General features: G+C 69.9%; 15 protein-coding genes, 1 tRNA gene and 1 pseudogene. 8 read left to right on the forward strand and 9 right to left on the reverse strand.

Annotation, left to right across the window (positions count from 1 at the left end):
• Nucleotides 1-272 precede the first annotated feature (272 nt).
• Nucleotides 273-1,010 carry a response regulator transcription factor gene (locus tag ACT2CW_RS02765; RefSeq protein ID WP_164427250.1) on the reverse strand — a complete coding sequence of 246 codons (738 nt, stop codon included), beginning with the start codon at nt 1,008-1,010 and terminating at the stop codon, nt 273-275.
• 174 nt (nt 1,011-1,184) lie between these two features.
• Here ACT2CW_RS02765 and ACT2CW_RS02770 point away from each other — a divergent pair, with 174 nt between their 5' ends.
• A complete protein-coding gene (locus tag ACT2CW_RS02770; protein ID WP_445515358.1) occupies nt 1,185-2,057 on the forward strand; it encodes an LLM class F420-dependent oxidoreductase in 873 nt (290 codons plus the stop codon).
• A 190-nt stretch (nt 2,058-2,247) separates the two neighbouring features.
• On the opposite strand, the gene ACT2CW_RS02775 is transcribed toward ACT2CW_RS02770, so the two are convergent.
• A complete protein-coding gene (locus ACT2CW_RS02775) occupies nt 2,248-3,114 on the reverse strand; it encodes an amidohydrolase family protein (RefSeq protein WP_445515359.1) in 867 nt (288 codons plus the stop codon).
• Nucleotides 3,115-3,356: 242 nt separating this feature from the next.
• On the opposite strand from ACT2CW_RS02775, the gene ACT2CW_RS02780 reads away from it, so the two are divergent.
• Nucleotides 3,357-3,980 carry a hypothetical protein gene (locus tag ACT2CW_RS02780; protein ID WP_445515360.1) on the forward strand — a complete coding sequence of 208 codons (624 nt, stop codon included), beginning with the start codon at nt 3,357-3,359 and terminating at the stop codon, nt 3,978-3,980.
• A gap of 102 nt (nt 3,981-4,082) precedes the next feature.
• On the opposite strand, the gene ACT2CW_RS02785 is transcribed toward ACT2CW_RS02780, so the two are convergent.
• Nucleotides 4,083-4,156 (reverse strand) — tRNA-Met (locus ACT2CW_RS02785).
• A gap of 83 nt (nt 4,157-4,239) precedes the next feature.
• Nucleotides 4,240-4,773: a hypothetical protein gene (locus tag ACT2CW_RS02790; RefSeq protein ID WP_445515361.1), complete on the reverse strand. Its 534-nt coding sequence runs from the start codon at nt 4,771-4,773 to the stop codon at nt 4,240-4,242.
• Nucleotides 4,774-4,983: 210 nt separating this feature from the next.
• Between ACT2CW_RS02790 and ACT2CW_RS02795 the strand changes: the two genes are divergently transcribed.
• Nucleotides 4,984-5,475: a hypothetical protein gene (locus ACT2CW_RS02795; RefSeq protein ID WP_445515362.1), complete on the forward strand. Its 492-nt coding sequence runs from the start codon at nt 4,984-4,986 to the stop codon at nt 5,473-5,475.
• Between the two features lie 41 nt (nt 5,476-5,516).
• Here ACT2CW_RS02795 and ACT2CW_RS02800 read toward each other — a convergent pair whose 3' ends face one another.
• The 4 genes from ACT2CW_RS02800 to ACT2CW_RS02815 form a co-directional block, all read right to left on the reverse strand.
• A complete protein-coding gene (locus ACT2CW_RS02800; RefSeq protein WP_445515363.1) occupies nt 5,517-6,197 on the reverse strand; it encodes a response regulator transcription factor in 681 nt (226 codons plus the stop codon).
• On the reverse strand, nt 6,194-7,522 hold the full coding sequence (locus tag ACT2CW_RS02805; protein WP_445515364.1) for a sensor histidine kinase: 1,329 nt from the start codon (nt 7,520-7,522) through the stop codon (nt 6,194-6,196). Before ACT2CW_RS02805 ends, ACT2CW_RS02800 begins: the two co-directional genes overlap by 4 nt.
• Before the next feature lie 207 nt (nt 7,523-7,729).
• Entirely contained in the window at nt 7,730-10,096 is a 2,367-nt protein-coding gene (locus tag ACT2CW_RS02810) for an MMPL family transporter (RefSeq protein ID WP_445515365.1), read from the reverse strand.
• Between the two features lie 306 nt (nt 10,097-10,402).
• Nucleotides 10,403-11,026 (reverse strand): hypothetical protein, encoded by a 624-nt coding sequence (locus tag ACT2CW_RS02815; RefSeq protein WP_445515366.1) that lies wholly within the window; start codon nt 11,024-11,026, stop codon nt 10,403-10,405.
• A gap of 382 nt (nt 11,027-11,408) precedes the next feature.
• Here ACT2CW_RS02815 and ACT2CW_RS02820 point away from each other — a divergent pair, with 382 nt between their 5' ends.
• The 4 genes from ACT2CW_RS02820 to ACT2CW_RS02835 all read left to right on the forward strand — a co-directional run bounded on the left by ACT2CW_RS02820 (nt 11,409) and on the right by ACT2CW_RS02835 (nt 14,913).
• The gene (locus ACT2CW_RS02820) at nt 11,409-12,860 is read left to right on the forward strand and encodes an amidase (protein ID WP_445515367.1); all 1,452 of its coding nucleotides are present in this window, start codon (nt 11,409-11,411) and stop codon (nt 12,858-12,860) included.
• Between the two features lie 170 nt (nt 12,861-13,030).
• Nucleotides 13,031-13,603 (forward strand): hypothetical protein, encoded by a 573-nt coding sequence (locus ACT2CW_RS02825; RefSeq protein ID WP_445515368.1) that lies wholly within the window; start codon nt 13,031-13,033, stop codon nt 13,601-13,603.
• A 459-nt stretch (nt 13,604-14,062) separates the two neighbouring features.
• Entirely contained in the window at nt 14,063-14,533 is a 471-nt protein-coding gene (locus ACT2CW_RS02830) for a DinB family protein (protein WP_445515369.1), read from the forward strand.
• Nucleotides 14,534-14,544: 11 nt separating this feature from the next.
• Nucleotides 14,545-14,913, forward strand: coding sequence for a hypothetical protein (locus tag ACT2CW_RS02835; protein WP_414084867.1), 369 nt, complete (start codon nt 14,545-14,547; stop codon nt 14,911-14,913).
• Between the two features lie 28 nt (nt 14,914-14,941).
• Here the strand turns inward: ACT2CW_RS02835 and ACT2CW_RS02840 are convergent.
• A pseudogene (locus ACT2CW_RS02840) lies at nt 14,942-15,082 on the reverse strand (TetR/AcrR family transcriptional regulator); the annotation flags it as partial.
• Nucleotides 15,083-15,281: 199 nt separating this feature from the next.
• Between ACT2CW_RS02840 and ACT2CW_RS02845 the strand changes: the two are divergent.
• Entirely contained in the window at nt 15,282-16,088 is an 807-nt protein-coding gene (locus tag ACT2CW_RS02845) for an SDR family NAD(P)-dependent oxidoreductase (protein WP_414084857.1), read from the forward strand.
• The last annotated feature ends 7 nt before the right edge of the window (nt 16,089-16,095 follow it).

Here is a 16,095-nt window from a genome sequence, read left to right on the forward strand (position 1 = left end):
GCTCCCCGCCCGCTGAGCGCGTCCCGCCCGTTGGGCGCGCCGGGCGTGCGCGCGCCCCCGCGCCGCTCCCGCGCCCGGGGGCGGCTGGGGCGCGCCGGACACCGTGGAGGCGCCGGGCGCTGCGACGGCATCGGGCGCCGCGGCGGCATCGAACGTCTCGGGGACACCAGGCACCCCGTGGGCATCGGGCGTCCCGGGGACGCCGGGCGCCCCGTGGGCGCCGACCGGCTCGGGGCCCCGGGGCGGCCGGGGCGGGGGGTGCGCCACGGTCCCTACTCCCCGGGCTTGATCAGATACCCGGCGCCCCGCCGGGTGTGGATCATCGGGCTGCGCCCCGCGTCGATCTTGCGTCGCAGATACGAGATGTAGAGCTCGACCACGTTGGCCTGGCCGCCGAAGTCATAGCTCCAGACCCGGTCGAGGATCTGCGCCTTGCTGAGCACCCGGCGCGGATTGCGCATGAGATAGCGCAGCAGCTCGAACTCGGTCGCGGTGAGATGGATCTCCTGTCCCCCGCGCGACACCTCATGGCTGTCCTCGTCCAGGATCAGATCGCCGACGGCCAGCACCGACTCACTGCGCGCGGCCGCCGCCCCCGACCTGCGCAGCAGTCCGCGCAGCCGGGCGACGACCTCCTCCAGGCTGAACGGCTTGGTGACGTAGTCGTCGCCACCCGCCGTCAGCCCCGCGATCCGGTCCTCCACCGCGTCCCGCGCGGTCAGGAACAGCACCGGGACATCGGGCAGTTCACGGCGCAGCCGCCCCAGCACCGCGAGCCCGTCCATATCGGGCAGCATGATGTCCAGGACCACCGCGTCCGGGCGCAGTTCACGGTTGATCCGGATCGCCTCGGCGCCGTCGCCCGCGGTGCGCACCTCCCACCCCTCGTAGCGCAGGGCCATCGACAGCAGGTCGGCGAGCGCCGACTCGTCGTCCACAACCAGCACCCGAACGGGGCTCCCGTCGGGGCGCAGCAGCTCGGTACGCCCATGAGGCGAGGTCGGCATCATGGCCTCCACCCTCGGAGCGGGCCCTGAGAGGTCCCTTTCGGCCGCCTGTGAATTACCTGAGAATCCTGTGGCGGCGGGGACGGGACCGGCCGGGAGGCGCAACAGCGGATCCGGGGCGCGGAACAGCTGTGGGGACCACGGAATAACCGGAAGGGCTCCCCGGCTTCCCCCTGTATGACTTCTCGTCCCGCACTTGGCAAGATCGGTATCTGGACCGCGACCCTGAAGACGGACTACGCCCCATTGGAGCAGGTCGGCGAGGCGGTGGCCGAGCTGGACGAGCTGGGGTACGGCGCCGTCTGGCTCGGTGGCAGCCCCAGCCCGGATCAGGCCGGAGTCCTGCTGGACGCCACCTCCCGGATCACCGTCGCGACCGGGATCCTGAGCATCTGGGACCACGAGGCGGCCTACGTCGCCGAGCGGCACACCGCGCTCAACGCGGCCCACGACGGCCGCTTCCTCCTCGGCCTCGGCGTGAGCCACAGCGCGCTCGCCGGGGAGCGCTACCAGCGCCCGTACACGGCGATGAAGGAGTACCTGACCGCGCTGGACTCCGCCCCGACCCCGGTCCCCGCGGCCCAGCGGGTGCTGGCCGCCCTGGGCCCCAAGATGCTCGAGCTGTCCCGTGACCGCGCGGCCGGCGCGCATCCGTACCTCGTCACCCCGGAGCACACCGCCGAGGCCCGTGACGTCCTCGGCAAGGAGGCCGTGCTCGCGCCGGAGCTGAAGGTCGTCCTCGACACGGACCTGGACCGCGCCCACGCCACCGCACGCGACTACCTCGGCCGCTACCTGGCGCTGCCCAACTACACCAACAACTTCAAGCGACTGGGCTTCGAGGACGCGGACTTCGCGGACGGCGGCAGCGACCGTCTCCTCTCCGCCATGTACGCCCTCGGCGACGCGGAGACGATCCGGGCGCGCGTGGACGAGTTCCTGGCCGCGGGCGCGGACCACCTCGCGATCCAGGTGGTGAGCGACGACCAGGCGCTCCCCCGCGAGCAGTGGCGCACGCTGGCCGAGGCGCTGCCGCTGGACAAGAGCTGACCGGTCGGCTCAGCCCCCTCGCCCGGCGCCGACGCAGACGCGCGCCGGGCGAGCCCCGTATCCGGAGCGGCCGCGCGCTATCCGCAACGGGCGCGTCCGGAGCGGGCGCATCCACAACGGGCGCGTCCAGAGCAGGCACATCCACAACGGGCGCATCCGGAGCAGGGGCATCCGGAGCGGCCGCACCCCGTCATATCCCGAACAGCCGCGCCGCGTTCCCGTAGCACACCCCGCGCAGCCACTCCTCGTCCTGCCCGACCCGCGTCAGCGCGTCCAGCGCATGCCGGTATCCGTACGGGATGTTGGGGAAGTCGCTCCCGAACAGCACCCTGTCCCCGAGGGCGGCCAGCCGTCCCTGCTCCGACCGCGGAAACGGCCACTGGCGCTCGGTGAAGTCGGTGAAGGCCATCGTGGTGTCCAGGTGGACCTCCTCGTACCGCTCCGCCAGCCCCAGGAAGTCCGTGTACTCCGGCAGCCCCATATGCGCGACGATCAGGCGCAGCCGAGGGTGACGGGCCAGCACCCGCCCCACCGGCTCCGGTCCGGTGTACTTGCCGGGGTGCGGGCCCGAGCCGCAGTGGATGACGACCGGCGTCCCGCTCTCGGCGAGCATGCCCCACACCGGGTCGAGCAGCGCGTCGCCCGGGTCGTACGCCCCCACCTGCACATGGGCCTTGAACACCCGCGCCCCGCCCTCGAGGGCCGTGCGCACGTACCCCTCCACACCGGGTTCGGGGAAGAAGGTCGCGGTGTGCAGACAGTCGGGCGTACGGACGGCGAAATCGGCCGCCCAGCCGTTCAGCCAGCGCGCCATGTCGGGCTTGTGGGGGTAGAGCATCGAGGTGAAGGCCCGCACCCCGAACTCCCTTAGCGCCGCGAGGCGTTCGTCCTCCTCCTCGCGGTAGGTGATGTGCCAGCGGGGCTCGACGGCGTCGAAGAAGGCCCAGACCTTGTCCAGTACGCGCTGGGGCATGAAGTGGGTGTGCACATCGATGAGTCCGGGCAGCCCGAGGTCCTGCCAGAACCGCCGCACCGACACCACTGCTGGATCGTCCATGCGGATCACGGTAGTTGCCCCGGGCGTATTGCTACAGCCTCGTCTCAAGCTCTCGCCCCGAGTTGATCACAGCCTCGACCAGTGGTTTTGTCACGCCCATGATGATCTGCGGCAGCAAGATCACCACAACGGGAACCGAGAGGGTGAACTGACGCTCCGTGACCGGCGTTTCCAACTACGGCAGTCACCGCTCGCTCGACGTCGTCACCGCTCGACCATCACCGACCACCGGGGGACCGTCCATGCCCAACCGCCCGCCGCGCACCGCCGCCCGATCCGGGACCGCCCTCGTCTGCGCCCTCGGCGTCACCGTCCTCGCCCTCGCCACCGCCGGCTGCGAGGACGACACCGCCGCGTCCGGCCGACGGCAGCCCGCGACCCGTGCCGACATGGCGGCCGACAGCGACGGCGGCAAGACCCTCCGGCTCGGCGAGCCCACGTCGGTCACCTACAAGCGCGGCTCGGACCATATGCGCGGCGCCCTGCGGGTCACGGCGGTGAGCGTGCGCAAGGGCTCCCATGCCGAGCTGCGGACGGCGGGCGCGGAGCCGTCCGACGTACGGACCACCCAGCCGTACTACGTCACGATGACCTTCGAGAACATCGGCGAGAACTCCCTCCACTACCCCTTCCTCAACACCCCCACCGGCCTCGAGGACACAAGCGGCGTGGACGACCAGCCGCTGATCACCGGCGACACCGAGGTGGCGGCCTGCCCGGGCAAGGACCCGGATGACTTCGCGGTGGGGGCGAAGATCTCCCTGTGCAAGGTGTTCCTGGTGCCCAACGGCATACGGCCGTCGGTGGTGACGTACAGCACAGGCGATGACACCAAGCGCCCTGTGGGCTGGGAGGTCGCGCGCTGACGGCGGCGGGGCCCTCGGCGCGACCGAACGACCGAGGGCCCGGCACTGGAGAAACGACCGAGGGCCCGGCACTGAAGAAGTGCCGGGCCCTCGATACCTGAGTAGCGGGGACAGGATTTGAACCTGCGACCTCTGGGTTATGAGCCCAGCGAGCTACCGAGCTGCTCCACCCCGCGTCGGTGAACATGACTCTACGTCGTTCTCGCCGCTAAGGGAAATCCATACCGCCGCCCCGGCCGACCACTCAGAGAACCACCTCTCAGAAAACCGCCTCGACCAGGGCCGAGACAGAACCGACGACCGCCCCGTACCCGAGGACCGTCAACAGCGGCCAGGGAACGGGCCGGGGAACGAGCACCCGCCAGTGGAAGCCGTAGTCCCGGTACTCGGCCATCCCCTCCGTCCCGGGCAGCACCATGAACCGGGGCTGGACCGTGCAGAACAGCCACCAGTCCAGAACCACCAGATCGAAGACGACGAGCGCGAGCCAGACGAGGGCCCCGAAGACGAACGCGCGCCAGAAGCCGAGCCCGCCATCGGCCCGGCCGCGCAGATCCATCAGACCGACGACCGGCACGGCGATGAACACCACCGCGTTCAACGCCCCCATGACCCCGGCCGCCCGCTTCCCCCGCGCGCTTTGCGCGCCATAGCGCTCCTGGATCGCCGGCGGATAGTCGTCGACCAGCGCGTCCCTGGCCACCAGCAGCCCGCCGACGATCACCGTGGCGAACAGCACCACCAGCACAAGAGCACAGACAAGGCTCACCCCGACCAGCTGCCACCAGCTCATGGCACGCAGCATAGAGCAGGAGTTTAGGTTTGCCTAACCTAACTGAGCTCAGCGGCCCCTTCCGAGGGCCCGCCCCGGGCATTAGCGGAGCGTTAGCCGTACGGCGATGGATCAACAGCGGTGACCGACAGCCTTGTTCTCACGAGCCCGAACCACCACGTCGCGAGACATCACGTCGCGGGACACCACGTCACGAAAACGGGGAAGACCATGTCGCACCGCACCGCCCTCCGCCACAACCGCCACGCCCGCAAGGCCGCCGCCGCCATGATCATCGCCGTGGCCGCGCTCGGGCTCACCGCATGCCAGGACGGTGAGACCGACTCCTCGTCCTCACCCTCCGCCTCCGCGAGCGCCCCGCAGTCCTCCGCACCCACGGCGAACGACCAGGACCAAGGCCAGGACCAGAGCCAGGACCAGGCCAAGGACACCGCCAAGGGCACCCCCAGGAAGCCTGGCATGAGGTGCACGAACCAGATCAACTACGCGGGCGACCACAGGTCCAACGCCGAGATCAACTCCATCGGCAACGACACCGGCTACTGCCCGCCGATCGAGAAGGGCGAAACCCCCAAGGGCACCCCCAGGAAGCCCGGCATGAGGTGCACGAACCAGATCAACTACGCGGGCGACCACAGGTCCAACGCCGAGATCAACTCCATCGGCAACGACACCGGCTACTGCCCGCCGATCGAGAAGTGAGCTCCCGCCGTGACGCCGCCGGTCGGCGTCCACGGTCGCGGTCACGGTGCGGGCGGAGTCGCCCGTACCAGGCCCGTCTGGTAGGCGATGACCACCAGTTGGGCGCGGTCGCGGGCGCCCAGCTTCGTCATCGCGCGGTGGATGTGGGTGCGCACGGTCAGCGGGCTGAGCGTGAGGACCTCGGCGATCTCGGTGTTGGACTTGCCCTCGGCGGCCAGGCCCATCACCTCGCGCTCGCGGCCGGTGAGCTCCGACAGGCGTTCTGGGGGCGCGAGGTGGGCGTCGGGGGCGGGGGACATGAGGAAGTTCGTGATGAGGGTGCGGGTCGCGGCGGGTGACAGCAGCGCCTCGCCGGAGGCCACCGTGCGCAGACCGGCCAGCAGGGTGTCGGCGGTGACGTCCTTGCCCAGGAAGCCGCTGGCACCGGCGCGCAGCGCCTGGGCGACGTAGTCCTCGGTCTCGAACGTCGTCAGGATGAGGACGCGGGTGGCGGCCAACTCCGGGGCGGCGCAGATCGCGGAGGTGGCGGCGAGACCGTCCGTGCCCGGCATCCGGATGTCCATGAGGACGATGTCGGGGTGGTGGGCGCGGGTCAGCTCCAGCGCCTCCGCGCCGTCCGACGCCTCGCCGACCACCGTCATGTCCTCGCAGGAGTCGATCAGGATCCGGAAGGTGGCCCGCAGCAGGGTCTGGTCGTCGGCGAGCAACACCTTGATGGTCATGACTCTTCTCCTCGCGCTGGAGCGTCTGTGGCGCCTACGGCCGCTTCGGATACCGAGGGAGCCGTGGGGGCTGAGGGCTGGAGCGGCAGCGCGGTGGTGACCTCGAAGCCGCCCTCCGGGCGCGGTCCCGCGCAGAGTTCGCCGCCGATGGTGCGGGCGCGTTCACGCATGCCCATGACGCCGAAGCCCCGGCCCGGCACGGCCTTGGCGGCATCGGTAGTGCCGGTGGTGCCGGTGGTGCCGGTAGTCCCGTTGGTGCCGGTGGTCTCCGGGCCGTCGTTGCTGACCGTGATCAGCAGGCGAGATCCGGAGTAGGCCAGACGTACCTGTGCGGAGTCCACGGCGGCGTGCTTGGAGACATTGGTGAGCGACTCCTGCACGATCCGGAACGCGGTCAGGTCCACCCCGGGGGAGAGCGGCCGGACCTCACCTGTCGTGCTGACAGTGACGGCGAGCCCCGCGGACGCGCACGCCGAGACCAGTTCGGGCAGTCGGGCCAGACCGGGGGACGGCTCCAGCGACGCCGAAGCCGGGTCGTCGTTGTGGCGCAGCAGCCCCAGCGTGGCCTTCAGCTCGCGCAGCGCGGAGGACGTGGTGCCGGTCAGATCGGTGAGGATCTTCTTCGTCTGCTGCGGATTGGTGAGCGCGAGGTGGGCGGCCGTACCGGCCTGCGCGTTGGCCAGGGCCATGTGGTGGGCCACGACGTCGTGCAGCTCGCGGGCGATCCGCATGCGTTCCTCGGTGACGCGCAGCCGTGCCTCCTCCTCCCGGGTGCGCTCGGCGTGTTCGGCGCGGGCCTGCACCGATGCCAGATAGGCGCGCCGCAGCCGGGTCATGTTGCCGGCGGCGAGCGGCAGCAGCAGCCAGAAGAAGGGGCCGATCGTCCGGAGCACCAGGGACAGGCTGTCCATGGAGTCGGAGACCGCTGACGCGACCATCACCGCCGCCATGACGGCGACACCGAAGACGCGTGTGGTCTTGCGGTCGGTGAGCGTGGCCAGCCAGTAGAGCGCCGCCATGACGGGTCCCAGCAGCAGGGGGGTCAGCAGGTACCCGAGCGAGATCGCGATCACGGTGCAGACCGCGGTCACGACGACCGCGGTGCGCGGATGGCTGCGGTACTTCAGCAGGGCGAGGCAGGACACGCCCATGAGGGCGGTGGCGGCCCTGTCCTCGTCGGGTGGCTCAACGCCGGGCAGGGTGAGGCTGCTGCCGAGGGCCGCACAGCCCATCAGCGACAGGACCAGCACCACGTCGATGACGTGGGGGTAGCGGTCGGAGTACTGCTCGAAACGGTCCGTGTAACGCTCAAGGCTGGTGCTCATCGGCTGGGCTCTCCGCTCGGTGCTGTGGGCCATCGTGACCGATTCGGTGCTCTGTGAGCCACTGTGACGGATTCGGGGCTCTGTGGGCCGCCGGGACCGATTCGGTACTCCGGAGCGACCGCGACCCGTTCCCTGCGCGGACCGCCGCCGGGGCCGCCCGTGTCGTTCGCCACGGGCGGCCCCGGTGGGGGCGGGTCGGGCCGTCGATCAGGTGCGGGCCACTTCCCGACCGGTCGCCCCGGCCGGTTCCGCACCCGATCCCGATCCCACATCCGACCCGGACCCCGATCCCGCATCCGGTCCCGACCGCAATCCCGCCTCCGGTCCTGATTCCGACCGGCGGCCGAGCGCCTCGCCCTCCACATCGACCTTGGGCAACAGCCGGTCCAGCCACTTCGGCAGCCACCAGGCCCGGTCGCCGAGCAGGGCGAGCACGGCAGGCACGATCGCCATCCGTACGACGAAGGCGTCGAACAGGACGGCGGAGGCGAGCCCGAACCCGATCATCTTGACCATGGAGTCGCTCTCGCCGACGAACCCGGCGAACACCGCGATCATGATCAGCGCGGCGGCCACCACCACGCGCGCACTGTGCCGGAAGCCGGACGTGATCGCCTGGCCGGGCCCCTCGCCGTGGACGTACGCCTCCCGCATCCGCGAGACGAGAAACACCTCGTAGTCCATGGCCAGGCCGAAGATGATGCCCACCAGGAAGATCGGCATCAGGCTCATGATCGGACCGGTCTGCTCCACGCCCAGGAGTCCGGCGCCGTGGCCCTGCTGGAAGACGAGGACGACCACGCCGAGGGAGGCCAGCACCGACAGCAGGAAACCGAGGGCCGCCTTCAGCGGGACGAACAGGGACCGGAAGACCACCAGCAGGAGCACGATCGCGAGGCCCACCACGACGACCAGGTAGGGGATCAGCGCGGACTGCACCTTGTCGGAGACGTCGATGTTCAGCGCGGTGGTACCGGTGACCTCGAACGTCGCCCCGGTCTCGGACTCGACCCCGGGCCGCTCGCCCCGAATGGTCGTGACCAGGTCCTTGGTCCTTTCGTCGGTCGGCGCCGTGGACGGCACGACCTGGAAGACGGCCGTGTCACCGGCCTCGTTGAAGCGGGCCGGGGAGACGGAGACGACGCCCTCGGTGCCGCCGATCTTCTTCGCGACCGCATCGGCGGCGCCCTTCGGACCGGTGGCCCCCTTCGCGCCCGTCGCATCCTTCGCGCCCTCCGCACCCTTCCCGCCCTTCGCGTCCTTCGCGTCCTTCGCGTCCTTCGCGTCCTTCGCGTCCACGACGACGGTCAGCGGCCCGTTGAAGCCCGGCCCAAAGCCCTCGGCGAGCGCGTCGTAGGCCCGGCGCTCGGTGGTGGAGGTCGATTTGGCCTCGTCCCCGGGCATGCCGAGCTGGAGGTCCGTCATCGGCACCGCGAGGGCCCCGAGGCCCACCACGCCGAGCAGCAGAACGGGCAGCGGACGCCGCAGCACGAACCGCGCCCAGCGGCTGCCCCCGTTGTCCCGGGTCCCCTCGTCCTCGATCCGTCCGCTCCTGCGGGCCCGCCGCCGGAGCACGGCGTTCGGCCAGAAACCGAGGAACGCCGGAACCAGCGTCAGCGCGACCAGTACGCCGACGACGACCGCGCCCGCCGCGGCCAGGCCCATCTTGGTGAGCATCGGGATGCCGACCACCGCGAGTCCGGCCAGCGCGATCACGACGGTGAGCCCGGCGAACACCACCGCGGAACCGGCCGTGCCGACCGCCAGACCGGCCGCCTCCCGCGGCACCCGGCCCCTGGCGCGCTCCTCCCGGTAGCGGGAGACGACGAACAGGGCGTAGTCGATGCCGACCGCGAGCCCCAGCATCATCGCCAGGGTGCCGGTCGTCGTGGACAGGCCCAGCGCCTGGGACAGGGTCAGGATGGTGGCCATGCTCACGCCGACGCCGATGACGGCGGTCAGCAGCGGCAGTCCGGCGGCGGCCAGCGAGCCGAAGGTGATCAGCAGTACGACGGCGGCTATCGCGACACCGATCACCTCGGCCGCGCCGCCGGGCCCGGCGCCGTCGTCCATCGCGCTTCCACCGGCCTCGACGGTCAGCCCGGAGCCCTGGGCCGTGTGGATGGCCCGGTCCAACTGGTCCTTGCTGACGTCGGTGAGGTCGTTGGCGGCGACCTTGTAGGTGACCGTCGCGTACGCCGTCGTGCCGTCCTTACTGACGGCCTTCGCCCGGAACGGGTCGACGGCGCTCGCGACCTGTGCCCCGTCGCCCAGGTCGGCCACGGCCTTCTCGACGGCCTCCCTGTTCTCGGTGGCGGTGACCTTCTCACCGCTCGGCGCGACGAAGACGACCCGGGCGGTCGCGCCGTCGGCGGAGGCTCCGGGGAAGCGCTGTTCCATCAGGTCGAACGCTTTCTGGGACTCGATGCCCGGCATCGAGAACTCCTCGTCGGACGCCCCCGAAGCCTTGAGCGCGCCCAGCCCGACGGCGGCCAGGACGGCCGCCCAGACCAGTGCGACGTACCAGCGTCGCCGGAAGGCCAGGCGGCCCACTTGGTAAAGGAATGTAGCCACGACAGGAGGTCTCCACATCTGGTGCCGACTGTCCGCATCTGGTGCCGACCGTCCGCCCAGACTCTCCGGATGCGGGCCGCCCTGTCGTCGTGCGCCTGCCGACACTTCGCACTACTGAGAACGCAGTACGCACCGGCCGATCGGATCCGCCGCTGGTACGACGGCCGTCACGACGTGTGCGTGATCGCGCAGGCACGCGCGCCCGCGCGCCCGGTGGGCGGGTGCCCACCGGGCGCGCGGGAGTATGGAGTTCCGTGCTGCGGAGTTCGGTGGCCGCGGAGTTCCGTGACCGCGGGATTCCGTGGCTTACGGGTGGTACTTCTCCTCGACCGTCTCGGCGCCGCCGGACTTGGGGTTCATGGTGACCCGGACGGTCACGCTGTTGGTCTTCGCGGCCTTCTCCAGCTGCTCGACGGTGCACTTGGAGGTGCCGTAGCCGTCGTCGCCGATGGACACGGTGCCGCCGTCGTCGGAGCAGATCGCGGCCGCGCCGAGGATCCGCGTGGCGTTGGAGACCAGGAAGGCCTGCTCCATGCCGCCGCTCTCGGGCTTGATGGTCATCTTGCCGGGCGCGAGGTACTTCAGCGTGCCGACGTATATACGGTGGTTCCCCGCGTTGGCGGCGCCGCCACCGTTGCCACCCCCGTTGCCGCCGCCCTTGCCGCCGTTCTGGCCGCCGTTCTGGCCCTGCTTCCCGCCGTTGTGGCCCTGCTGACCGCCGTGCTGGCCCTGCGAACCGGAGGTGTCCGAGGAGGAGCCGCTGGTGGGCTGGGCCGAGGCCGAGGAGCTGGAGGAGCCGGAGGAGTCGGCCCCCGAGTCCTCCGGCCCGCAGGCCGTGGCCCCCAGGCTGAGCGCCGCGGCCGCGACAAGGGCGGCGGCGATACGGCGGCCGGCGCGGCCGCGGAAGCGGTTGGTGGTGGTGGTGTTCATCGTGACCTCGCGTTGCTGTGTTCTGTCGTCTCGCTCCCGGACGACAATCAGCTTCGGAGATCGCGTTGGCGTTCTACTAAGATCGCGTTGGCGTTCCGCTAACGGACAACTAATACGTCGCAGCGGCGGCGCATGCGGTGGCCCCGAGGCCAGGTCTCCCGCCGAACCGGGTCACGGCGCAGCGAGTCGCTGACCGCCCAAGTGGCGCAGCGGCACGGACAGCAGCGCCTTCCCGTTGATGGCCGGACGACCGACCGAGGACGGCAGACGGTCGGGCGAATTATCCGCGGCCAGAACGGAAAACCATGAGCATTGAGCCCTCCACCCCATTGTGCGAAACAGCGTTTTATGGCTCGCTCCACAGGCCTATACGGTCGGATTCATGGAGTGGAATTTTCTGACGGCCGAAGAACTCGCGGCTGCTTTGCGTGCCGGTGAAGTGACTTCGGCGGAACTGACCGACGAGGCGATCGCCCGTATTGAGCGGGACGACAAGGCGATCAACGCGATCTGTGTGCCGGACTTCGACCGTGCTCGGGCCGCCGCGCGCGATGCCGACCAGGCGCGCGCCCGCGGTGAGGACCGGCCGCTGCTCGGCGTTCCGGTGACGGTCAAGGAGTCCTACAACGTCGCTGGGCTGCCCACGACCTGGGGCATGCCACCACACCGGAACTACCTACCGGCCGAGGACGCGGTGCAGGTGTCGCGGCTCAGGGCCGCGGGCGCGGTGGTGCTCGGTAAGACCAACGTGCCCATGGGGCTGCAAGATATACAGAGCTTCAACGAGATCTACGGAACCACCAATAACCCGTGGGATCACGGTCGTACGGCGGGCGGCTCCTCCGGCGGATCGGCGGCGGCCCTGGCGTCCGGGTTCGGCGCGCTGTCCATCGGCTCCGACATCGCCGGTTCCTTGCGCACCCCCGCGCATTTCTGCGGTGTCTACGCACACAAGCCGACACTCGGGCTGGTGGCGAACCGCGGTATGGTCCCGCCGACCGCACCGGCCTTGCCGGCCGCACTCGACCTCGCCGTCGTCGGCCCGATGGCGCGCACCGCCCGCGACCTGACGCTCCTGCTCGACGTCATGGCCGGACCTGACCCGCTGACGCTCGGTGTGGCGCACGAGGTGACCCTGCCGCCCGCCCGCCACGAGCGACTCCGCGACTTCCGGGTCCTGGTCCTCGACGACCATCCGCTCATCCCGACCGGGTCCGCCGTGCGGGCGGGCGTGCACCGGGTGGCCGACGCGCTCGTCGACGGCGGCGCCCGCGTCGAACGGCACAGCCCGCTGCTGCCCGACCCGACCGAAGCCGCGGTCCTCTACACGCACTTGCTGTTCTCGGGCTTCAGCGGAAGTTTCCCCCTCGAAGCCTACGAGCGGCTGCGGGCCCAAGCCGCCGGACTGGACGCGGACGACCAGAGCCTCGACGCGGCACGGCTGCGCGGCATGGCGTTCAGCCACCGCGACTGGATCGAGGCCGACAACCGCCGCGAACTCCACCGCCACGGCTGGCGGCAACTCTTCGCCGAGTTCGACGCCGTGGTGTGCCCCATCACCCCCACCCCCGCGTTCCCCCACGACCACAACCCCGATCTGATGGCACGCCGAATCGACATCGACGGCACCGACTACCCGTACCTCGACCAACTCGTCTGGGCCGGTGTGGCCACCATGCCCGGCCTACCCGCCACCGCCATACCGGCGACCCGATCCCCCGAGGGCCTACCGGTGGGAGTCCAGCTCATCGGCCCGGCACTCGAAGACCGCACCCCGCTGCGGCTGGCCGAACTGCTCGAGCAGAAGATCGGCGGCTTCCAGGCACCGCAGTAGGGCCGACCACGCCCCACCATAGGCGGCCGGCGACCGATGGAGCGGTTGTCCGGTCCGACCGGGTGACGCCGCGCGCGAACGGGTGATTCAGGTGCTTTTCCTGTTGCCAGGTGGAAAGGAAAAAGTGGCATTCATGCGCGAATAACACGCATGAGCACCAGGGAGGAAACATGCCGATACAAGCGAGCGCGCTCGTGCGCGGCAGCTCGGTGCTGGTAACCGCCGCGGCGACCGTCGCCATGCTGGCCACCCCTGCCGAAACCACCGAAGCCGAAGCCCACGGCGGGCGGCCGAGCGACGGGCGGGCGGCCGAGACCAGGCAGATCGCGTCCTCTGTCCTGGACGCGGACCAGAACGTCAAGTTCACCCTGACCGCGATCCGATCCACCGTCGACCCGCTGAAGGCCACCGTCCGCCTGAAGGCATTCGTCCGGCAGCACGGCCGGCTCGAGCTGTCGGACGAGGTACGGGTCGGTGCGGTGGACAGCTTCTTCTGGTTCCCGGTCACCGGAAAGGGCGCGATCTGCGAGTTCTCAACGGCGAGCACCAACCCCGCCCCCGTCACCACAAGCCTGCTGATCACCCCGGCCATCGGCTGCTCACCGCCCCAAAGCTTCGAGCTGCGAGACGGAAAGTTCAAGCCCGACGGCCACACCCCGCGGCCCCCGCACGGCGGAGTAAGCACTGGCGGCGGCGGCACGGCCGACCGAACCACCCCCCGGGAAACGCCAACCGGCATGTAGGACGCGGCCCCCGCACGCCCTGCCGGCCGCCTTCGTAACGACCGAAGCCAAGCCCGGTTGAACCGGGGCATCCAATCGCATACACCAGAGGCCCCTTCCGTTGATCGGAAGGGGCCTCTAAGCCGATGCGCGCTCGGCAGGATTCGAACCTGCAACCTCTTGATCCGTAGGTTCGGGCAGGGTGCTGGTGCGGGCCTCAGCGATGGCCCGGCCTGGTGATCGTGCTGGGCCCCTGGGAGGCGTCATGTGCCGTCGTTGCCGTCAACGTTGCCGTCAAAGACTCAAGCTCGCACCTTACGGTCCGCCTGATAGCTGTCCCGTATGGGTTCCCCCACGTCGGTGCCAGGCGCTCAGGTGTTGAAGGGCTGACGTACTGCTTCTGGGCTGACGGTGTCCTGACGGACCGGTCTTTGCGATGATCTCTCGGTGAGTGATGACCTACGCGTACACCCATCCAAGGTGGCCGACGAACGTATGTCTTTGAGTTCGTTCCTCGACTATCAGCGCGCCACGTTAGCCATAAAGTGCCGGGGCTTGACCGATGAGTTACTGAAGGGGAGTGCGGTTCCGACCTCGGGCCTGACGCTCCTCGGCCTCGTCCGGCATGCGGCTGTAGTCGAGACCATCTGGTTCCGTAAAGTGCTGAAGGACGAACAGATCACGCCCCGATGGCCCGATGTCGACGGCGTCTACGGCGAATTCCTCGTAGACGATGCCGATGTGGGCGAGGCGTTCACGCTCTGGCAGGAGGCGTGCCAGAGATCTCGCGCGGTTATGGACGGCTTCGAGTCTCTCGACGACACTGTGGAGTTCCGTGGCGAGACCATCTCGCTGCGCTATGTCCTTACGCACATGATCGAAGAGTATGCACGTCACAACGGCCATGCTGACCTGCTGCGTGAAGCGATCGACGGAGTTGTCGGGGAGTAGGGCATCCGGCGGTGCGAATCGGCAAGCCCATCAGCTTACGCTCCGCTGAGGATGCTCCGTCGGTGTTGAGCGCGGCCGCCGCGGTGAGCAGTGCCTGGTGCACGTCGGGCATCGCGGTGACGTGCAGGCTGATGAACCCGGTCACCTTCCAGCAACGGCTACGCCGGATCGGCATCTCCGGAGTGAACGGCCGGACCGCGGCGATCCGCCAGCTTCTGCTCGAAGACCCCGCGCCGGTCGTTGCCCGGATGTTCGGCTACCACGAGGTCCACGCCGAGCTCATCGCCAGCCAGGCCGGAGCCCTCTGGAAGAGCGACGCCCCCGGTGACCACACTCGGTCACCAGCCCACCCGAACACCTACCGAACACGCGACGGTTGATCACGCGAGCCTGCCAGTACCGGCCCCGGGATTTGCTCATCTCCAGCTCCTCGGCGAGCCGGCCGATGGTGATGCCGTCCAGCCCCTCCTCGGAGGCGATCTCGGCGGCGCGGCCGAGGATCCGGCCCCTGGTGGCCTGCGCTTCGGTCGCTGAGCGTCGGAGTGACATGGGACGAGGATAGCGTACGTTCGTTCGCTATTGATTTAACGTACGGTCGTACGCTAAATTTCGCCGCAACCACCGAGACGAAGGAGCGCGAGATGCGAGTACGACGACGGGGCTGGCTGGACCTGGCCGCATGACCGCAACTCCGCGACGTGGCTCCAGCACGGACGCAGTCAGCTCAGGACAAGGGAAAGGACTCCGGGTGAGTACAGAGATCAGGGTCGTCGCGGTCACCGGCGGCGGTACGGGCATTGGCGCGGCGGTGGCCCGCCGCTACGCGGCCGAGGGCGCGAAGGTGGTGGTCCTCGGACGCCGGCGTGAACCGCTGGAGAAGGTGGCGGAGGAAACCGGCGCGCACGTCATCGCGTGTGATGCCAGCGTGACCTCGGACGCGGAGAACGCGGTCGCGGAGATCGTCGGCCGGTTCGGGCGGCTGGACGTCGTGGTCGCGAACGCCGGCGGGCACGGGCTGTCGTCGGTGACCGACACCGACGACGAGGAGTGGGAGCTGGCGTTGCGTTCGAACCTCTCGAGCGCGTTCGTGTTCTGCCGGGCCTCGCTGCCCTCGCTGGTGGAAGCCGGGGGACAAGCGGTGATCGTGTCCTCGTTGGCCGGTCTGTTCGCGGGCCCCAACTTTGCGGGGTACACCGTCGCGAAACATGCGCTGATCGGCCTCACCCGGTCGATCGCCCGGGACTACGGGCCCCACGGTGTCCGCGCGAACGCGGTCTGCCCCGGTTGGGTCCGCACCCCGATGGCCGACGGCGCAATGGAACAGTTCGCCGAGGCGGCAGGGTTTGCCGGAGGGCGCGACGAGGGCTACCGCCGGGCCACCGCCGAGGTCCCGCTCCGACGCCCGGCCGAACCGGACGAGATCGCCTCCATCGTTCGGTTCCTCGGCTCGCCGGAATCGTCGTACATCACCGGCGCGGTACTGGTCGCCGACGGCGGCGCGCACGCGGTCGACCTGCCCACACTGGCCTTCGAACGTGTCGGCACGGACGCCTGACGCCAGC

Source organism: Streptomyces sp. NEAU-174, from assembly GCF_052665095.1.